The sequence below is a fragment of the Exiguobacterium sp. s163 genome (assembly GCF_018617135.1).
In the GTDB taxonomy this organism is placed as follows: Bacteria; Bacillota; Bacilli; order Exiguobacteriales; family Exiguobacteriaceae; genus Exiguobacterium; species Exiguobacterium profundum.
Genome location: NZ_JACSJN010000002.1, coordinates 119,201 through 137,104, shown reverse-complemented (window position 1 = coordinate 137,104; position 17,904 = coordinate 119,201). Strand labels below are relative to the sequence as shown.

Annotated in this window: 13 protein-coding genes and 1 pseudogene; 3 read left to right on the top strand and 11 right to left on the bottom strand. The window is 51.2% G+C overall.

The window, feature by feature from the left end; genetic code table 11:
* Window position 1 precedes the first annotated feature (1 nt).
* Together recJ and secD are read right to left on the bottom strand one after the other, a co-directional pair.
* Window positions 2-2,296: a single-stranded-DNA-specific exonuclease RecJ gene (gene recJ / locus KNO71_RS07190; protein ID WP_214684610.1), complete on the bottom strand. Its 2,295-nt coding sequence runs from the start codon at window positions 2,294-2,296 to the stop codon at window positions 2-4.
* 99 nt (window positions 2,297-2,395) lie between these two features.
* Window positions 2,396-4,616: pseudogene (gene secD, locus KNO71_RS17630) on the bottom strand (protein translocase subunit SecD).
* 216 nt (window positions 4,617-4,832) lie between these two features.
* Here secD and zupT point away from each other — a divergent pair.
* Complete coding sequence (gene zupT, locus KNO71_RS07175) at window positions 4,833-5,693, top strand: zinc transporter ZupT (protein WP_214687830.1); 861 nt, start codon at window positions 4,833-4,835, stop codon at window positions 5,691-5,693.
* Window positions 5,694-5,728: 35 nt separating this feature from the next.
* Here zupT and KNO71_RS07170 read toward each other — a convergent pair whose 3' ends face one another.
* The 9 genes from KNO71_RS07170 to KNO71_RS07130 form a co-directional block, all read right to left on the bottom strand.
* The gene (locus KNO71_RS07170; RefSeq protein ID WP_214687828.1) at window positions 5,729-7,501 is read right to left on the bottom strand and encodes a methyl-accepting chemotaxis protein; all 1,773 of its coding nucleotides are present in this window, start codon (window positions 7,499-7,501) and stop codon (window positions 5,729-5,731) included.
* A gap of 497 nt (window positions 7,502-7,998) precedes the next feature.
* A complete protein-coding gene (yajC, locus tag KNO71_RS07165) occupies window positions 7,999-8,277 on the bottom strand; it encodes a preprotein translocase subunit YajC (RefSeq protein ID WP_214684889.1) in 279 nt (92 codons plus the stop codon).
* An 84-nt stretch (window positions 8,278-8,361) separates the two neighbouring features.
* Window positions 8,362-9,507: a tRNA guanosine(34) transglycosylase Tgt gene (gene tgt, locus KNO71_RS07160; RefSeq protein ID WP_015881169.1), complete on the bottom strand. Its 1,146-nt coding sequence runs from the start codon at window positions 9,505-9,507 to the stop codon at window positions 8,362-8,364.
* Window positions 9,504-10,562, bottom strand: coding sequence for a tRNA preQ1(34) S-adenosylmethionine ribosyltransferase-isomerase QueA (queA, locus tag KNO71_RS07155; protein WP_483298388.1), 1,059 nt, complete (start codon window positions 10,560-10,562; stop codon window positions 9,504-9,506). The genes tgt and queA overlap by 4 nt, the downstream gene beginning before the upstream one ends.
* A 3-nt stretch (window positions 10,563-10,565) precedes the next feature.
* Window positions 10,566-11,567: a Holliday junction branch migration DNA helicase RuvB gene (gene ruvB, locus KNO71_RS07150; RefSeq protein ID WP_015881167.1), complete on the bottom strand. Its 1,002-nt coding sequence runs from the start codon at window positions 11,565-11,567 to the stop codon at window positions 10,566-10,568.
* Between the two features lie 10 nt (window positions 11,568-11,577).
* Complete coding sequence (gene ruvA / locus KNO71_RS07145) at window positions 11,578-12,165, bottom strand: Holliday junction branch migration protein RuvA (RefSeq protein WP_015881166.1); 588 nt, start codon at window positions 12,163-12,165, stop codon at window positions 11,578-11,580.
* Between the two features lie 671 nt (window positions 12,166-12,836).
* Window positions 12,837-13,916 carry a quinolinate synthase NadA gene (nadA, locus tag KNO71_RS07140; RefSeq protein WP_214687826.1) on the bottom strand — a complete coding sequence of 360 codons (1,080 nt, stop codon included), beginning with the start codon at window positions 13,914-13,916 and terminating at the stop codon, window positions 12,837-12,839.
* On the bottom strand, window positions 13,879-14,748 hold the full coding sequence (gene nadC, locus KNO71_RS07135; protein ID WP_214687824.1) for a carboxylating nicotinate-nucleotide diphosphorylase: 870 nt from the start codon (window positions 14,746-14,748) through the stop codon (window positions 13,879-13,881). The genes nadA and nadC overlap by 38 nt, the downstream gene beginning before the upstream one ends.
* Window positions 14,702-16,135 (bottom strand): L-aspartate oxidase, encoded by a 1,434-nt coding sequence (locus KNO71_RS07130; RefSeq protein ID WP_214687822.1) that lies wholly within the window; start codon window positions 16,133-16,135, stop codon window positions 14,702-14,704. Before KNO71_RS07130 ends, nadC begins: the two co-directional genes overlap by 47 nt.
* A 95-nt stretch (window positions 16,136-16,230) precedes the next feature.
* On the opposite strand from KNO71_RS07130, the gene KNO71_RS07125 reads away from it, so the two are divergent.
* Both KNO71_RS07125 and KNO71_RS07120 read left to right on the top strand, forming a co-directional pair.
* Window positions 16,231-17,361 (top strand): cysteine desulfurase family protein, encoded by a 1,131-nt coding sequence (locus KNO71_RS07125; RefSeq protein WP_214687820.1) that lies wholly within the window; start codon window positions 16,231-16,233, stop codon window positions 17,359-17,361.
* Window positions 17,339-17,878 (top strand): transcription repressor NadR, encoded by a 540-nt coding sequence (locus KNO71_RS07120; protein WP_015881161.1) that lies wholly within the window; start codon window positions 17,339-17,341, stop codon window positions 17,876-17,878. Before KNO71_RS07125 ends, KNO71_RS07120 begins: the two co-directional genes overlap by 23 nt.
* Window positions 17,879-17,904: the final 26 nt, after the last annotated feature.

Here is a 17,904-nt window from a genome sequence, read left to right as displayed (position 1 = left end):
TTTATGTGTATGCCTCCTGCATCTTGTTCGATCGCAACGATTGTAACCGCTCTTTGAGCTCCGCCAATGACGCGTATACGAAACGCTCTTCGAGTTGTTGGCGCCCAATCCGGCGTTGATAGCACGGCGCCTCGGTCAAATCGCGTTTCGGTGCTTCTGGATTGACTCCAGGCAGTCCGTCTTCCATTGTAACAAGAAATTCGAGTTCAGAGAATACTTGATGCATAAATTGAATCGTATTTTTTGACCATTTTCGCTCTTTTGACAGACGAATCAGGTTTTCACGTAGATTTTTCCGTTCGCACGTTGCCATATGGACATAATACGTTCGGAAATCCTCACGGGACGGAAGACGTTCAAAGAACGAGTCTCCTTGACCGAAGGCACAATAAATACGTTCGATCCCCTCATGAAGTTTTTCTGCGAGCACCTCTTCATCGTCCGGAAGATCGAGCAGAACGACGAAACGGTTGAGCGGTTCATCTCCTTCATGGAGTGGAAAATCTTCGTTCGTCCCTCGGAAAGATAAAAATGACGTCTGGTCTTTCGGCAAATCTTTCAAATCTTGCATTGATTTTTTCTTCCCACGATAGTCAAACACTTGGAAGTCATCGACCCGTAAATCTTGAATCATGAGCTGGGGCTTACGCATTCCGTTCCATTCGTTGACTTGAAGACTTCCCATCACCGAGATATGAGCCATCTTTGAAATCTCTGAAACGACGTGCCCGAATCCAAATCCGATGCCATCGAGCTCACGCTTGTCTCCGGCGAGCTGTACTTTCAAATGCGTGGCATCCCGTCCGATTTGGCGAATATCTCGCAGTTTCGCATCTGCGACGACGACACGAGGGGATGGATTCCCCATACCAAACGGCGCGAGCTTTCCGATTTCTGAGATCAAGTCGAGCGAGACGTCGTTGACGGAGAGTTTCAAGTCGACGTTCACCCGTGGCACAAACACGTCATCAGGGATAGAATCCGCTTGACGGTTCAGCCGCTCTCGTAGTTCGGCGACATGTTCCGACTGAAGGGTCATCCCGGCGGCAGCTGGATGTCCACCAAAGTGTGGCAAAATATCTTCATTCTTCGAAAGTTCCTTGAAGAGGTCAAATCCATCGATGGAGCGCCCCGATCCTTTCGCCTTACCCGTCTCAGGGTCGTGGCAAAGGAGGATGACTGGACGATAGTACGCCTCGACGAGACGAGATGCGACAATCCCGACAACGCCAGGATTCCACTTCTCACTCGCCACGACGAGTACACGGTCCTCGGTCATCGATGCTTCAACGAGTTCTTTCGCTTCAGCAGCGATTGTCTTGACGATGTCTTGACGTTCTTTGTTTTGCTTATCGAGCTGTTTTGCGAGCTCGAGCGCTTCCTCGACATGTTCAGCCAGGAGCATTTGTAATGCCGGCATCGCTGAATCGAGTCGACCCGCTGCATTGATGCGTGGACCGAACGCGAAACCGACCGACTCTTCGTTCAATACGCTGTCACCGAGACCACATACTTCACGTAATGCTAGAATACCTGGACGTTTTGAAGCCTCGAGCGCGGCAATCCCCTTCTTCGCAAGCAACCGGTTTTCACCGTCTAACGGGACGAGGTCGGCAATCGTTCCGAGGACGGCCAAATCAAGGAGTTCTTCCGGCATTCTTCCTAAAACGGCGTGTGCCACTTTGAGGGCGACTCCCGCTCCGGCGAGTTTGTCGTATGGATACCCCGGGTCGATATGCGGATGAATGATCGCATAGGCGTCCGGCAATGTCTCTTTCGGCTCGTGGTGGTCCGTGATGATCAAATCGACGCCAAGGTCTTTTAAGAGTGTCGCTTCTTCAATCCCTGAAATTCCGCAATCCACCGTGATGACCAAGGTGAATCCCTCGTTCGCCGCCCATTGGAACGCTTCTTTGTTCGGTCCATATCCTTCCGTGAAACGGTTCGGGATATAACACTCGGCCATGACACCGATTTCGGTCAACGCGTGCCACATGACGGATGAGGCACTGACCCCGTCGACATCGTAGTCACCATAGATGAGCACCATCTCCCCATCGTCTGCCGCCTGTTTAATGCGGGTGACGACTTTCTCCATCTGTTCAAACAAGTACGGGTCATGAAAGACGAGTTCTTCCTCGGCATACAAGAATGCCTTGGCCGCTTCTACGTCTTGATGACCACGCTGAACGAGCAACGTCGCCAGTTGTGCTGATATATTTAATTCGTTTTGTAAACGCGTGACGTCGTCCGGATTTGTTTCCGGATAGAGCCACTGTTTTTTCGAATGGTACATGTCCTTCACTCCAATCAATTGTAGATTATAGCAGACCGCGTGAAAGATGTGCCGTCTTGACATTTGAAAAGGTCTCCCGATTGAAGGGAGACCCACTTGTTACGCCTCTGTGACCGGCGTATCTTTTTTCTTGTTGATTGTCGTGCGTTTGATGAGGAGCCATAAATACGATGCAATGAAGATCGAAGAATACATCCCCATGAAAAGTCCGACGATGAGCGCGAGCGAGAAGCTGCGAATCGACTCGGCACCGAACACGTACAAGGCAATCGCTGTAACGAGTACCGTGATGACCGTATTCACGGACCGTACGATCGTCTCTTGAATCGACTTGTTGATGATCGACTCATAGACTTCCATCGACTTGATTTTTCGTTCCTTTTCATACGACGTGATGTTCTCGCGGACCCGATCGAACGTTACGATCGTATCGTTGACCGAGTAACCGATGATGGTCAAGATCGCGGCGATAAAGTACAAGTTGACCTCGATCCCAAAGAGTGAGAATGCGACAATCATGAAGAAGGCATCGTGTAACATCGCCACCACGGTCGCAACCGCATAGGAGAACTGGAAACGGACCGTGATATACAGGATGATCCCAATCGACGCAACGGCTACCGCGTACAAGGCGTTCTTCGCCAAGTCACGACCGACTTGAGCCGAGACGGTGCTGATGTTCGGGTCGTTCCCGAATTGTTCCGTGAACGCCGTCTTGACGTTCGCGACTTCTTCTTGACTTAGTTGTCCGACGAACGTGACATATGCCAAACGTCCTTCATCTGCATACTGGACGCTCGAAATCTCTTGGTCAACTCCGGCATCGTTAAACGCTTTCGTGAATTCTTCTTGCGACACACGTTCTTCCGTTAGTACTTCGACCCGCGTCCCTGAAGCAAAATCGATTCCGAGGTTCAACCCACGGAAGAACAAGAGACCGATTCCGAGAACGACGACTGCCGTCGAAACCAAGAACATCGTGCGCATATGTTTCACGTAATTCCATTCAGTAAGCTTAAAGTTCACGGATTTCACTCTCCTTCACACCAAACCATCCTTTGCGTTTGTCGAACAGACGACTTGAGACAAGGAGGTGCATCAAATAACGTGAGATGAATACGTTCGAGATGAACGTCATCCCGATTGAGATCATGAGCATGACGGCGAACCCTTTGACCGAGCTTTGTCCGAAATAGAACAAGACCGCAGCCGAGATGAGCGTCGTCAAGTTGGCATCGACGATCGTACTGAGGGAACGACGGTTACCTGCACGGAATGCCGATAAGACCGATTTTCCAGAGCGGAGCTCGTCTTTGATTCGTTCCGCGGTAATGATGTTCGCATCGACTGCCATACCGACCCCGAGGACGAGTGCTGCAATCCCTGGTAGCGTCAATACAGCATTGATTCCGTTGAAGAACAACATGATCAAGTTGATGTACAGGACAAGCGTGATGATCGATACGAGTCCGGGGAGACGATAGAAGAACAACATGAAGAGGAATACGGTGATGATTCCGATTGTTGCGGCAAATACCGTTTCTTCTAAAGCATCTTGACCGAACTGGGCCGATACGGATGTAGAGTAAATCTCATCAAGTTTGACCGGGAGCGCCCCTGCGTTCAAGATGTCGGCGAGTTGCTTTGCACTCTCAGCTGTAATATCCCCACCTGAAATAATAGCTTTGTCCGATAAGATTTGACTCGTGACTCGGGCATCTGAAACAATCTTCGAGTTCTCTTTTTGAATCTCTTCCTCGTATGTGTCACCTTCTTCATAATCAAGCCAGATGACGAGACGATTTTCAGGTTCGGGAAGCTGTGCGATTTCAGCAGTTACTTCACCAAATTTTTCAGCCGATTGCAAGGTTAACTCAACAACCGGTTCTCCGCTGTTAGGATCGTACCCAAGGGCCGCACCACGAGGAGCCAAGTCTTTCCCATCGAGCAAGACGTTGTCGTTCACGTCACGGAATGTCAATTGTGCCGTAGACGAGAGAACCTCGCGCGCTTCGTTTTGGTTCGATACGCCCGCGAGCTGGACACGGATGCGATTGTTTTCTTCGATTCGAACGTCCGGTTCGGAAACTCCGAGGACGTTGATTCGGTTATTGATGGCGCGAACGGTTGCATTCATCGCCGACTCGTCGATGACGTCGCCGTCTTCGAGCGGTTGTACTTCATACAAAACTTCGAATCCACCTTTTAAGTCGAGTCCGAGGTTCGTGTTCTTGACGACCCATGGTGTCGTGAACACTGCGAGCAGGATTGTCGCAATCATGATGATCGCAAAAATCGCAATGTTGCCTTTTTTGTACATACGACTATTTCCTTTCCAAACCACTGTTCTTGATAAAAACTTCTCTCGTTAACATTACAAATTTTCTAAACATTTATCAATCATTTTCCTAAAATTGTAACGCCCTTCACAGATTGTTCGACTGAGTTTGCGTATAAGACTAAATGTTGCGTACGGGCAAAACTTCGTGTATGATGTAGCTACCATCACATCAAAATATCAAAGGAGTCTTTCCATATGGACAGCACAGTTATTTATGCCTTTCTCCTTACCCTATTCGCCGGTCTAGCTACCGGAATCGGGAGTATGATCGCATTCTTTGCGAAACGGACGAACACGGCATTCCTCTCCATCTCGCTTGGATTTTCCGGAGGCGTCATGATTTACGTGTCGTTCATCGAGATTTTCCCGAAAGCGCTCGAGGAACTCGTCGGCGCACACGGAGAATATACGGGTACAATCTACACCGTCCTCGCATTCTTCGGTGGGATGTTCTTGATTGGCATGATCGATAAGTTCATTCCGAAAATGGAGAATCCACATGAAGTCAAGTTTGTCGAGTCGATGCAGAATGACCCGACAACACATGAACTCGCAATGACGACGACAAATGAAGCGGCTCCAATCAATCATCCTGAGGTACAAAATCGACTTAAAAAAATGGGGATTTTCATGGCACTCGCCATCGGGATTCACAACTTCCCAGAAGGACTTGCGACGTTCGTCTCGGCACTAGATGACCCGACCGTCGGCTTAGCTATCGCCATCGCCATCGCCCTACACAACATTCCGGAAGGGATTGCCGTCTCCGTCCCAATTTATTATGCGACGGGCTCACGGAAGAAGGCGTTCAAGCTTTCGATGTTGTCAGGGCTTGCCGAGCCGGCTGGAGCGGCCATCGGATTTTTGTTACTCATGCCGTTCTTGAGCGACACCGTCTTCGGACTCTTGTTCGCGGCGGTCGGTGGCATCATGGTCTTCATCTCGCTTGACGAATTGCTCCCTGCCGCCCGTGAATACGGACACGCCCATCATTCAATGTATGGAATGGTTGCTGGTATGATCGTCATGGCGACAAGTCTAATCCTATTAATGTAACGAACAATGCCCTGACACGCGCGTCAGGGCATTTGTTATGTCGTTTTAAACAGATGGACGACATCTTTTAATTCAGACGACATGTGACTCATCGTTTCAGCGATGCCGTTGATTTCTTGAATGGCGGCAAGCTGTTCTTCGACGTTCGCACCGGCTTCTTCGACGCTTCGCTGTGTCGAGACGGCGTTTGTCGACATATCTTCAACAGAGACGGCAACTTCAGTCGTATTGGCGCTCACTTCTTCTGTTGCTGCCGCAATCTCACTCATTTGACGGGACGTCTCTTCGATGACCGATACGATCTCACGGAACGCCTCGGCCACTTCTCCCATTTGCGATACCCCATTCTCCACATGTACGCTCGATTCTTCGAACGCCGATTCGACTTGCTCCGTGTCACGTTGAATGTCGCGGACGACGGTCTGGATTTGAATGGCGGATTGTTTCGATTCCTCGGCGAGTTTCCGGACTTCAGCCGCGACGACGGCAAACCCTTTTCCGTGCTCACCCGCACGTGCTGCTTCAATCGCCGCGTTTAAGGCAAGTAAGTTCGTCTGTTCCGTGATCGCCGTGATCGAACGGGTGATTTTCTCGATTTCAAGCGATTGGTTCGATAGACGGTTCACCATCTGTTGAGTGAGCTCGTTGGCACGGCGAATTTCTTGCATCCGTTTCTCTGCCAATTGAACGGTCTCAAGTCCACCGTTCGCCGCCTCAAGTGTATGTATCGTCTGCTCATTCACACCTTGTGAGGCCGCAGCGATTTGATTCAATCCATCCACCGCTTGATTGACGCCAATCGTCCCTTCTTCTGCTCGCTTCGAGGATCCTTGCGCAGCCACGTTCATCTCTTCGAACAACCGGGACACGCCTTGGGTCGTTGTCGCGACATGGTCTGTGCTTGCGTAAAGTTCTTCAGAATATGCAGTCACTTTGTCCGACGCTTCACCAACCCGACGAATCAAGCCGACCAGATTATGCTTCATTTCATTGAACGCCGTAACCAGGTCTCCTAGTTCATCGTTTGAGGCGACTTCGATATCTTCTCCAGTCAAATCCCCTTCTGCCATGATGCGTGCTTGACGACCGAGTCGATTGATCGGTTTTAGGAAAAGCCGTTGTAGCGCAAGTAAGGAAAGAATCCCGATCACGACACCACCAACACTGATGAGGAGCATCCAAAGGATTGAACTTTCTGCATCTGCTTGTACCGCTTTCGTCTCAGACTCGAGGAGCTCCCCTTTGTATTCGACAAGGTCGGTCACGGTCATGCGTACCCGATCCGTCGTCGGTGTCACACTCGTGTTGAGAACGGTTTTGAAGCCGATTTCGTCTTGTTGTTGACGAAGTTCGACGGCACGATTCATCTCACGGTCTAATAGCTCGTTAAATTTCTCCAAATCTCCCAACCAAGACAAGATCTTCTCATCTGAAGAAGATGCCTTGAGTGAAGCCATCAATTCGTCTCGTTGTTCTTGAACTCCCTGGAGACTGATGAGCGTCTTCGGATTGGCTACAAGCATATAGTAGTTCAAGTAGCGTTCAGCATCCGTCACCGCTAATGATAGATTCTCTGCAAGCAGCATCTCCTGCGTGCCTTCACTGAGGACCCGGTCATAGGCGGCAGTCGATTGTCTCAATTGATAAGATCCGAGCGCGCCGACAATGACGAGCGCAATGATCGTCGGAATGAGCGCGATGGACATCCGTCGTCTCAGCGACGAGCGTCCTTTCTGTTTCGTACCATTTCGTTTTATGCTCCATCCTTTCCACTTCTTCATCTGTTTAATCAATCGTTTCACGTCCATGTCATTCGTTCTCCTTCATCTCGGATTTCTTCTCAACTTGAGATTAGTGCAAACGTTTTCATTAATCAAATCGATTTTTCGAAATGAGGTGGATAAATTTTGAATCGGATTCGTTTTGACAAAAAGAAGTCATCTTTGTATACTTTAAATCGTAATAATTACGTTTTTAAAGGATTCTCTATGATTGTGGAAAATACGAAGTTATTAATCATTGGTGCTGGTGTACACGGAATGACCCTCGCCATCTCATATATGGAACAAGGCGGGTGCTTGGAGGATTTGATTATTGTCGACCGTCTCACTGACCCGTTATCGAACTGGAAACAACAAACTTCATCCATCTCTATGTCGCACCTACGTTCGACCCGAGTGCATCACGATTCTTGGTCCGTTCGCAAGAGCCGTCTATGGCGGACAAGAAGCCGCTCGAAGAATCCTCCCCCAATTTCTAGCCACACAAAAAAGCGTCTGACCATGATGGTCAGACGCTTACTTGCTTATTCCTCAAATGAGGCATTCGCTTTTTTCACGACTTCCGCAATTGCGCTTCGGTTGAAGCGGAGAAGCGATTGATCGCATTTCAAAACGACATGTGTGTCTTCGATTTGATGAACGACGCCGTGTAAACCACCGATTGTGACAACGCTGTCGCCACGCTCGAGGGCGTTTTGCATCGCTTGTACTTCTTTTTGGCGTTTCGTCTGTGGACGAATCAAAAGGAAGTAAAATACGACGAAAATCAAGATCATTGGTAATAACGCAACGAGTGTTTCCATGAGTAACATTCACCCTTTCCTTCAATATCAGGTTCATTATACCGTGAAACTGAAGCATTGTCACACAATGTCCGACATGATTGCTTAGAAATTCTTCGCGTTCGGCTTGTTGTAGCCGTATTCTTCGAAGAACTCTTCTTTGAAATCGAGCAAGCGGTCTTCACGAATCGCTTGACGAACCTGCTCCATCAACTTCACGAGGAAGTGAAGATTGTGTGTCGTACACAAGTGAAGACCAAACATCTCATCCGCACGAATCAAGTGGTGGACGTACGCACGCGAGTAGTTCTTACACGTATTACAGTCACACTTCTCATCAATTGGACCGAAGTCCGTCTTGTACTTCGCTTGTTTGATCGTGACGCGACCTTTCGACGTCATGAGCGTTCCGTTTCGTGCAATACGTGTCGGAAGGACACAGTCGAACATGTCGATTCCGCGAATCGATCCTTCAATTAACGCATCCGGTGAGCCGACGCCCATCAAATAACGCGGTTTGTTCTCTGGCATGAGCGGCGTCGTGAATTCGAGGGCACGATACATGACGTCTTTCGGTTCACCGACCGAGAGACCACCGACCGCATATCCTGGGAAATCAAGTGAGACGAGGTCTTGGGCGCTTTGACGACGAAGGTCCTCATATTCTCCACCTTGGATGATGCCGAAGAGCGCCTGGTCTTCTGGACGTTCGTGTGCCTCGAGGCAACGTTCCGCCCAACGGCTCGTCCGCTCGACCGATTTTTTCATATATTCATGTGTCGCCGGATAAGGCGGGCACTCGTCAAATGCCATCATGATGTCCGACCCGAGCGCGTTTTGAATCTCCATCGCTTTTTCTGGTGACAAGAATAACTTGTCTCCGTTCAAATGGTTACGGAAATGAACGCCTTCCTCTTGGATATTTCGGAGGTCGGCAAGTGAGAACACTTGGAATCCACCCGAGTCCGTGAGGATTGCCCCGTCCCAGTTCATGAACTTATGAAGTCCACCGGCTTGTTTGATGACCTCATGTCCTGGACGAACCCAAAGGTGATACGTGTTCGACAAGATGATGTTCGCACCCATCGCCTTGACCTGTTCAGGTGCCATCGTTTTGACGCTCGCTTGCGTCCCGACCGGCATGAAGACCGGTGTCTCGAACGACCCGTGCGGCGTATGGACGATTCCGTGCCGCGCTCCGGTCTGTTTGCATGTGTGGATGTGTTCGTATGTGACTGCATGTTTTGTCATTTTGTTACTTCCTTCCTCGTGATGAGCATCGCATCTCCAAAGCTGAAGAAGCGGTATCGTTCTGCGACCGCAGTCCGATAAGCGTGTAAGATGATGTCGCGCGTCGCGAACGCCGAGACGAGCATGACGAGCGTCGATTTAGGCAAGTGGAAGTTCGTGATCAATCCATCGATCGCCTTCAACTCGACACCCGGGTAAATAAAGATATCCGTCCAGCCCGATGACTCGACGAAGTCCCCATGGTCTCGCATGATCGTCTCGAGTGTCCGCGTCGATGTCGTGCCGACCGCAAAGATGCGACCGCCATTCGCTCGAATCTCTCGAAGCGCAGCTGCCGATTCAGCCGACAACTCGAAATATTCACTATGCATCGTATGTTCCTCGATCGAATCAGCCGTCACCGGACGGAACGTCCCGAGACCGACGTGAAGGGTGAGCGGGATCAACCGAACCCCTTTCGCTTTCGCTGCTTCGAGCAGTTCCTCGGTGAAATGAAGACCGGCTGTCGGAGCGGCCGCACTGCCTCGTTCACGGGCATAGACCGTTTGATAACGGTCTTGGTCATCGAGTTGTTCGCGAATGTACGGTGGGAGCGGCATCGTTCCAAGCTCGTCTAAAATCTCATAGAAGATGCCGTCGTAGTCAAACTTGAAACGACGTCCGCCTTCTGGGAGCTCCTCGACGCATTCAGCTTGGAGAAGACCGTCCCCGAACTCAACGATGGAGCCAACACGAACTTTTTTCGCTGGTTTGACGAGTGCTTCCCATACATCATCTTCCGTCTGCTTCAACAAGAGCAGTTCGACTTTCCCGCCTGTTTCTTGCTTCGCCCCAAAGAGACGTGCCGGTAAGACGCGCGAATCGTTGACGACAAGCGCATCCCCTTCGTTCAAGTAATCGAGCACGTCACGGAAATGACGATGCTCGATGTCCCCTGTCTCGCGGTCTAATACGAGCAAGCGTGAGCTCGTCCGATCGAGCAATGGGACTTGCGCGATCAACTCTTCTGGCAATTCAAAATCATAATCGTTTACGTTCAATTGAATGTCTTGCATACCTTACTCCTCTTCCTCTTCATAACCAAAATGCGACTTGGCAAACTGTGTGATCATCCGTCCTCGCGGCGTGCGCTGCAAGAATCCTTGTTGTAATAAATAGGGCTCATAGACATCCTCAATCGTCTGAGCATCCTCACCGATGGTCGCGGCAAGCGTCTCAAGCCCGACCGGTCCACCTCCGAACCGCTCCACCATGGCCCGAAGCAATCGATGGTCGACTTCATCGAGTCCGAGCGCATCGACGTGTAGCCGGTCGAGCGCATCAGATGCGAGCACGGGATCGATTTCTTTCGTACCAGCCACTTGTGCGAAATCACGGACACGTCGTAAGAGACGGTTCGCGATCCGTGGCGTCCCTCGTGAGCGTTTCGCAATCGCACCGCTCGCCTCAGGTGAGATGGAGAGGCGGAACAACTGGGCCGTCCGGCTGACGATGGCTGCTAACTCATGTGTTTCATAATATTCGAGCTTCAACGTGACACCGAAACGGTCACGTAAAGGTGCCGACAACATCCCGGCCCGCGTCGTCGCCCCGACGAGCGTGAACGGTGGGAGGTCGATGCGGACGCTTCGTGCCATCTCGCCTTGCCCATAGACGATGTCGAGACAGTAATCTTCCATCGCCGGATAAAGGATCTCTTCAATCGTCCGGCTCAAGCGGTGAATCTCGTCAATGAACAAGACGTCTCCCGGTTCGAGCGTCGAGAGGATTGCGGCCAAATCACCCGGTCGTTCAATCGCCGGGCCGGCGGTCGTCTTGATTCCGACGCCCATCTCGTTGGCGATGATTTGGGCGAGCGTCGTCTTCCCGAGTCCCGGGGGACCGTATAAGAGCACGTGGTCGAGCGTCTCACTTCGAAGTTTGGCGGCCTGAATGAAGACGGACAAATTGCCTTTCGCCTTTTCTTGCCCGATATATTGCTCGAAGCGCTGCGGACGTAAGCTCCACTCTTCAGAGTCTTCATATTGCTGATGAGATTGTGACAACAATCGTTCGTCCATAGCTTCCTCCTTATTTCAGTAACAGCTGTAGCGCGCGTTTTATGTACGCGTCGGTCGTCAAGATTTCTCCGCTTAATGCTTTGCGGACTTTTGCGATTTCCCGTTCGGAGTAGCCGAGCGCGACGAGCGCCTCACACGCCTCATCGAGTTCAGATGCACCTTGGGCGAACAACCCTTCGTTCGGCACGTAATCCGGTGCGAGCTCGGATAACTTCCCTTTCAAGTCGAGCGCCATCTGTTTGGCCGTCTTCTTGCCGACTCCCGGGAACTTCGTCAAATACTTCTCGTTCTCGGTTTCAATCGCATCGATCAACGCGTCGATATCGCCGGACGCGACGATGGCAAGCGCACCTTTTGGTCCAATCCCGCTCACGCTGAGGAGTTTATTGAACAGCTCACGCTCGCGACGTGAACGGAAACCGTATAACGTCTGTTGGTCTTCACGCACATAATGATGCGTAAACACGATTACATGTTCGTCTTGTTCACGATAAAAAAACGGGTTAGGCACATGTACTTTGTAGCCGACGCCCGAGACATCTAACGTTATATATTCCGCACACACATAGGCGACGGGTCCTTTTACGAATTCAATCACGGTGTACTCTCCTTTTCGGTCGGAAAAACTGCATTTATTGTACCATAATGGGCGACACGAAAAAAGGACAGGCGTTTACCTGTCCTCAGCTTGTTGACAAATAACATGTTCGAACTCGTCCTTCCGGCGCCCACGCTTTCCGCAGGCAATCCCGGAGCCGCATCGCGACCTAGGTCGCTGCTGGGTCTCCGTCGGATTGCTTTCCTGTCGGAGTCGGGGCGCCGTCGGGCGAGCAACGCAAACGGTCGTCATCTGGCGGCCGTTTGTCTTCTTCCAAGGCCACGACGGCCGAAGAAAAAGCTCGGTATTTACTTTGAATCGATGTTTTAGGGGAAAGGGAAGGTAAACGCCGAGATCATCCGCCTCGGGCCGCTGTTCAACATCCGTTCCGTTCGTCAGACCGTGAAGGATGGATGGTGTCGACTTGTTGATCATCAGATCCGCCCCTGTGTGTTCTTCTCACACCATTATATGGGATGAAGGACAAAAGGTGACCAAGAACGGGCAGGCGAGACTCCCGAGGGAATAGCAAGCAAAGGGAGACCCAGCAGTGACGCAGTCGCGATGCGGCTCCCTGCTTGCTCCTAGGAAAGCGAGCCGTGCCCGGATTGGGCATAAGACCTATACTTTGTCTACAGTCTCATGACAGGCGTTTACCTGTCCTGAAGCGATTACCGTGCAAGCATTCGTTCAAGTGCACGTTTCGAGAACTCTGTCGTCTCATGATCGACGCGAATGATGTTCACAGGGTCCGTCTCGAGCGACTCGAGCGCCCACAGTAGATGTGGCAAGTCGATTCGATTCATCGTGAGGCACGGACACATGAACGGGTTCAATGAAACGATATCGAGGTGTGGGTACGTCGCCGCCAGACGGTTGACGAGGTTCATCTCCGTTCCGACCGCCCACTTCGTCCCCGGTGCGCTCCCGTCAATCTTGTCGATGATATACGATGTCGATCCCGCCTCGTCCGCAGCCTGGACAACGTCAAACGTACATTCCGGATGGACGATGATGCGACGATCCGGCTCACGCTCACGGAACGCCTGAATTTGCGATACCGTGAACTTCTCATGGACAGAACAGTGTCCCTTCCATAAGATGACTTTCACTTGCTCATCATCTCCCTCCGCGACCAATTCTTCACGGAGCGGATCCCAAACAGCCATCGCCTCGAGTGGGATGCCGAGATCAAACGCCGTGTTCCGACCGAGATGTTGATCGGGAAGGAACAAGATGCGTTCACCTGCCTCAAGCGCCCACCGGACGATTTCATGGGCGTTCGACGATGTAACGGTCGCCCCGCCGTGACGCCCAACGAACGCTTTGATGGCCGCTGTTGAATTGACGTATGTAATCGGGATGATGTCCTCTCCAAATCGTTCCGTCAGTTCTTCCCAAGCAATCTCCGTCTGATCGATATCAGCCATGTCTGCCATCGAACAGCCGGCACGCATATCTGGTAAGACGACAATCTGGTCGTCCCGCGTCAACATGTCCGCCGTCTCTGCCATGAAGTGGACGCCACAAAAGACGATGAATTCGGCTTCGCTCATCTGTTCTGCGAGCCGTGCGAGCTGGAGCGAATCTCCTGTCGCGTCCGCGAATTGAACGACCTCGTCTTTTTGATAATGATGGGCCGGTAAAAAGAGACGCGTCCCGAGTCGGTCTTTGACCGCCTGAATCCGAGTCTCCATCTCCTCCACTGACAGGTTAGCGTACGTCGGTGGGAGTGTTCCGAGTAGTTGCATCTTTCATTCCTCCTTGTAAATTCAAACTGCAATCGAACGCGCGTACCGAATGAGTCAATTGCCCGAGCGAGATGACATCGATGCGAATGCCTCGATAATCGTCAATCGTGTCGAGCGTGATGCCACCAGACACTTCAATTTTGATGTGCGTCGGTATATGACGGACCCAGTCCCTCAATTCATCTGGCGTCCGATTATCAAGCATCACGATGTCCGGATCGGCTTGAACCGCCTCCATCAGTTGTTCGAACGACTCGACCTCGACTTCAATCGGGGTCGTATGACCGACACGTTCCCGTGCGACTTGAATCGCATTCGTCACGCCACCCAGTGCGACGATATGATTGTCTTTGATCATGACGGCGTCATCGAGTCTTAGACGGTGATTGTATCCCCCTCCGACACGTACGGCGTACTTTTCAATCATCCGCAGTCCCGGGGTCGTCTTGCGTGTATCGGTCACGTGAATCGAGTCATCGTGTAACGCGTCCACGCACTGTCGTGTCATCGTCGCAATCCCACTCGTATGTTGGATGACATTCAACAGCACGCGCTCTGTCTCTAAAATCGCGCGCGTCTTCCCTCTCAAGACGACGAGTTCGTCTCCAGTGGTCACCGCTCTCCCGTCTTCTTGGCAAGAGAGCAATTCAAGCCGCTGCATGGTTGCCAGCTCTTCTACGATCGGTTTTCCACAGAAAACGCCCTGTTCTTTGGCGACAATCGTTGCGACCGACTCGTCCTGTCCATCAATCAGCGCACTCGATAGGTCCCCATATCCGATATCTTCAATCAAGAACTGACGTAGCTGTTCGCGTAGGTATATCGTATTCATCATTCCGCTCCATTTCGAGGATGCTTTGCGCGAGAAGACGCGCCGCATCGAGTTGTAAAGTTTGTTCACTTAATTGTCTTGTCACGTGTTTCGTCATGGTCAACGTTTGGGTATTTTGTAAGAAACCTTTCAATTCATCAAGACTTGGTGAAATCGTCAACCATCTTCCAATTTGAGCACGTAACGCTTGAAATGCCACAGGTGAGATGTCGTACACCAACGTCTCCTTCGTCGCCATGGTCGTCTGATTCAATCGCACCGCCCGCGCGACTCGTTTTCCAAACACCCAACATTCCAAAAGTGAGTTCGAGGCCAAACGATTCATCCCATGTATGCCCGCATCCGCCACTTCACCGACGGCATATAATCCGTCAACGTCTGTCCGTCCCATGTCGTCCACTTCGATTCCACCCATATGAAAATGGAGGCCTGGACGTACCGGAATGCGGCGAGGATCGATCCGGAGTTTGTCACATGTCAACGCAAGTTTTGGAAACCGTTCACGAAGCCGTGTCACGTTTGTCGTATCGAGATACACCGTCCCCATTCGTTCCGTCAGTATCCGCGCCACGTCATCACGAGGAGCGAGACTTCCGAGCGGATGATGCGCCATCACATGGTTTCCCTCTTCATCAACGAGCATCGCCCCGGCTCCCCGGAGCGCCTCGGTCACGAGATGAGGCTCGTCGGTCGCCAGTAAGGTGGGATGAAATTGGATCCGCTGTAAATGTGTCAGCTTGGCCCCACATCGATTTGCCAGAACGAGACCGTCACCGGTCACGGTACGCGCGTTTGAAGTCCAATCAATCAGCCCACCGATGCCACCTGTCGCCAATACGACAGCGCCGGCTTCAATTCGAATGGGCACTTCATCCCGAAACGCCATCGCACCGACGACTTTCCCGTCTTTCGTGATGAGATCGTGCACGAGCATCCGTTCAAATACATTCACGTTATCGGGCATCGACTGACGCAATTGCCTCATGACATGACGTCCAGTCTCGTCGCCACCGACATGAAAGATTCGATTCAATCGATGCGCGCCTTCACGTCCGAGGGCATAGCCGCCCTCTTCACGGTCGAACCGGACACCGAATCGTTCTATTTCTTCAATCGCTTGACGACCTTCTTCTACGAGAATGTCGACTCGCTCAGCGCACGATGTGTTTTTAGAGGCGAGCAACGTGTCTTCTTTATGGGCCGTACTCGATTTCTCAAGATACGCGCTCGCAATCCCGCCTTGTGCCAAATCGGAGTTGCTCTCTGTCATCTCACCTTTCGAGACGAGAAGAACAGAGAATGATGTTGGTAGATGCAAAGCCGTCGCGACGGCGGCAAGTCCCGTTCCGATAATCAAAATGTCAGTTTTCTCTATGTGTAAAGACACTTGTACATCACCTGTTTTTCATATGTAATGTTGACTTGTAAACTAGTTTCGCATAATTTTGTGTAGAAGACAACATGAGAAAAGGGGAGTCCATGATGAACCGCTACTTCGACTACGCCGCTACACACCCGATGACGCATGCAGCATTAGACCATTACGTGGCGATGGCCAAAAACGTTTATGGGAACCCATCATCACTCCATACCCAAGGTTATATGGCAGAAGATTATTTGACAGAGGCAAGACGCTTGATCAAACAGGCGCTCGGGCTTGATATGTTACGAGGAAAATTATTATTCACTGGAAGTGGGTCGGAGAGCAATTACATCGCACTGACAAGTTTACGTAAACGGATGAAGGGCAAAGAGGTGATCACGTCTTGGCATGAGCATGATTCCGTCGCCCTCTTACTTGAAGAATGGGAACGGGAAGGGGTAATCGTCCATCGGTTGAAACTGAAGGACGGGAAGTTTGATTTAGATGCGTTCACCCACCTACTCGACCGTGACATCGGGCTCGTCACGCTCCAACACGTCAACTCCGACACGGGTTGGGTGTTACCGCTCCATCACATCCAATGCCTCTTGAAATATAAAAAAATCCTCTTTCATGTGGACGGGGTCCAGGCACTCGGGAAAATTCCGATTTCTGTCGAAGGCATCGATGCCTATTCGTTCAGTGCCCACAAAGTGGGTGGACCGAAAGGGGTTGGCGCCCTCTACATGGAACGTTTGATTCCTCCCCCATACTATCCGGGGCATCATCAGTACGGGATTCGTCCCGGAACGATTGACGTTCCTGGAATCAGTGCCTTTGCCAAAGCACTCGGAGAACGGCAGGAACAATTGACACGTTTTCAGAGAAATTTCATGGCGTTTCGTGCTATCTTGAAAGAGAAGACGTCAGCGCATGTCCATTGGCTCGAGTTCGACGAACAAAGTCCCGCCATTTTCTCCTTCGTCTCCCATCAACGCGATGGACAATGGTGGATGACCGAGCTCGACGATCTCGGGTTCCAAGTATCGGCTGGGTCGGCTTGTCGAGCAGGCCAAAATGGACCAAATCGCATGCTCGAAGCACTCGGATATGAGACGAGCGCCTGTCATGGACTCGTCCGCATTTCCTTCGGCGCGCATACGACCGCCGAAGACACATCGGCCCTCGCCGATGCCATCGTCATTTTAGCAAGGAGAGTCGAACATCATGAACAAACGTTTAGCCGGTGAAGAACGCCGTCGCACACTATTACAATTGATTGAATCGAGCAATGAGCCGATCACAGGATCTGAACTGGCAAGACATGTATCCGTCAGTCGCCAGGTCATCGTCCAAGACCTATCGTTACTAAAAGCGAAAGGTCATCAAATCGTTGCGACCGCTCGTGGGTACGTCTACTTGCACGGAGACCTCACCCCATCCACCTATTCGAAAAAGGTAGCCTGTCGTCATACGGCAGAAGAGATGGAGGCGGAGATGAACGCCATCGTCGATGAAGGGGTCACCATCAAAGACGTCATCATCGACCATCCTGTATACGGGTCCATCACGGGACAACTCATGGTGAAGAGTCGCCGCGACGTCCGTGCCTTCCTCGAACGTGTGAAGACGCATGGGGCTTCCCCACTCTCCCAGTTGACGGGTGGTTTCCATATCCATACGCTCGAATCAGACCATAAAGAGGCAATCGATGCTGCGGTGAAAGAGTTGGACCGCCTCGGGATTCTCGTATCCGAATTAGATTGAAGAGACGTCACGAATATGTGACATCT

What these genes read in the sequence shown, in the direction of transcription:
- KNO71_RS07125 (WP_214687820.1), top strand. Translation starts at nt 16,231, where the DNA reads ATGAACCGCTACTTCGACTACGCCGCTACACACCCGATGACGCATGCA.
- yajC (WP_214684889.1), bottom strand. Translation starts at nt 8,277, where the DNA reads ATGGAAACACTCGTTGCGTTATTACCAATGATCTTGATTTTCGTCGTA.
- KNO71_RS07170 (WP_214687828.1), bottom strand. Translation starts at nt 7,501, where the DNA reads ATGGACGTGAAACGATTGATTAAACAGATGAAGAAGTGGAAAGGATGG.
- recJ (WP_214684610.1), bottom strand. Translation starts at nt 2,296, where the DNA reads ATGTACCATTCGAAAAAACAGTGGCTCTATCCGGAAACAAATCCGGAC.
- ruvB (WP_015881167.1), bottom strand. Translation starts at nt 11,567, where the DNA reads ATGGACGAACGATTGTTGTCACAATCTCATCAGCAATATGAAGACTCT.
- nadA (WP_214687826.1), bottom strand. Translation starts at nt 13,916, where the DNA reads ATGCAACTACTCGGAACACTCCCACCGACGTACGCTAACCTGTCAGTG.
- KNO71_RS07120 (WP_015881161.1), top strand. Translation starts at nt 17,339, where the DNA reads ATGAACAAACGTTTAGCCGGTGAAGAACGCCGTCGCACACTATTACAA.
- tgt (WP_015881169.1), bottom strand. Translation starts at nt 9,507, where the DNA reads ATGACAAAACATGCAGTCACATACGAACACATCCACACATGCAAACAG.
- zupT (WP_214687830.1), top strand. Translation starts at nt 4,833, where the DNA reads ATGGACAGCACAGTTATTTATGCCTTTCTCCTTACCCTATTCGCCGGT.
- queA (WP_483298388.1), bottom strand. Translation starts at nt 10,562, where the DNA reads ATGCAAGACATTCAATTGAACGTAAACGATTATGATTTTGAATTGCCA.
- nadC (WP_214687824.1), bottom strand. Translation starts at nt 14,748, where the DNA reads ATGAATACGATATACCTACGCGAACAGCTACGTCAGTTCTTGATTGAA.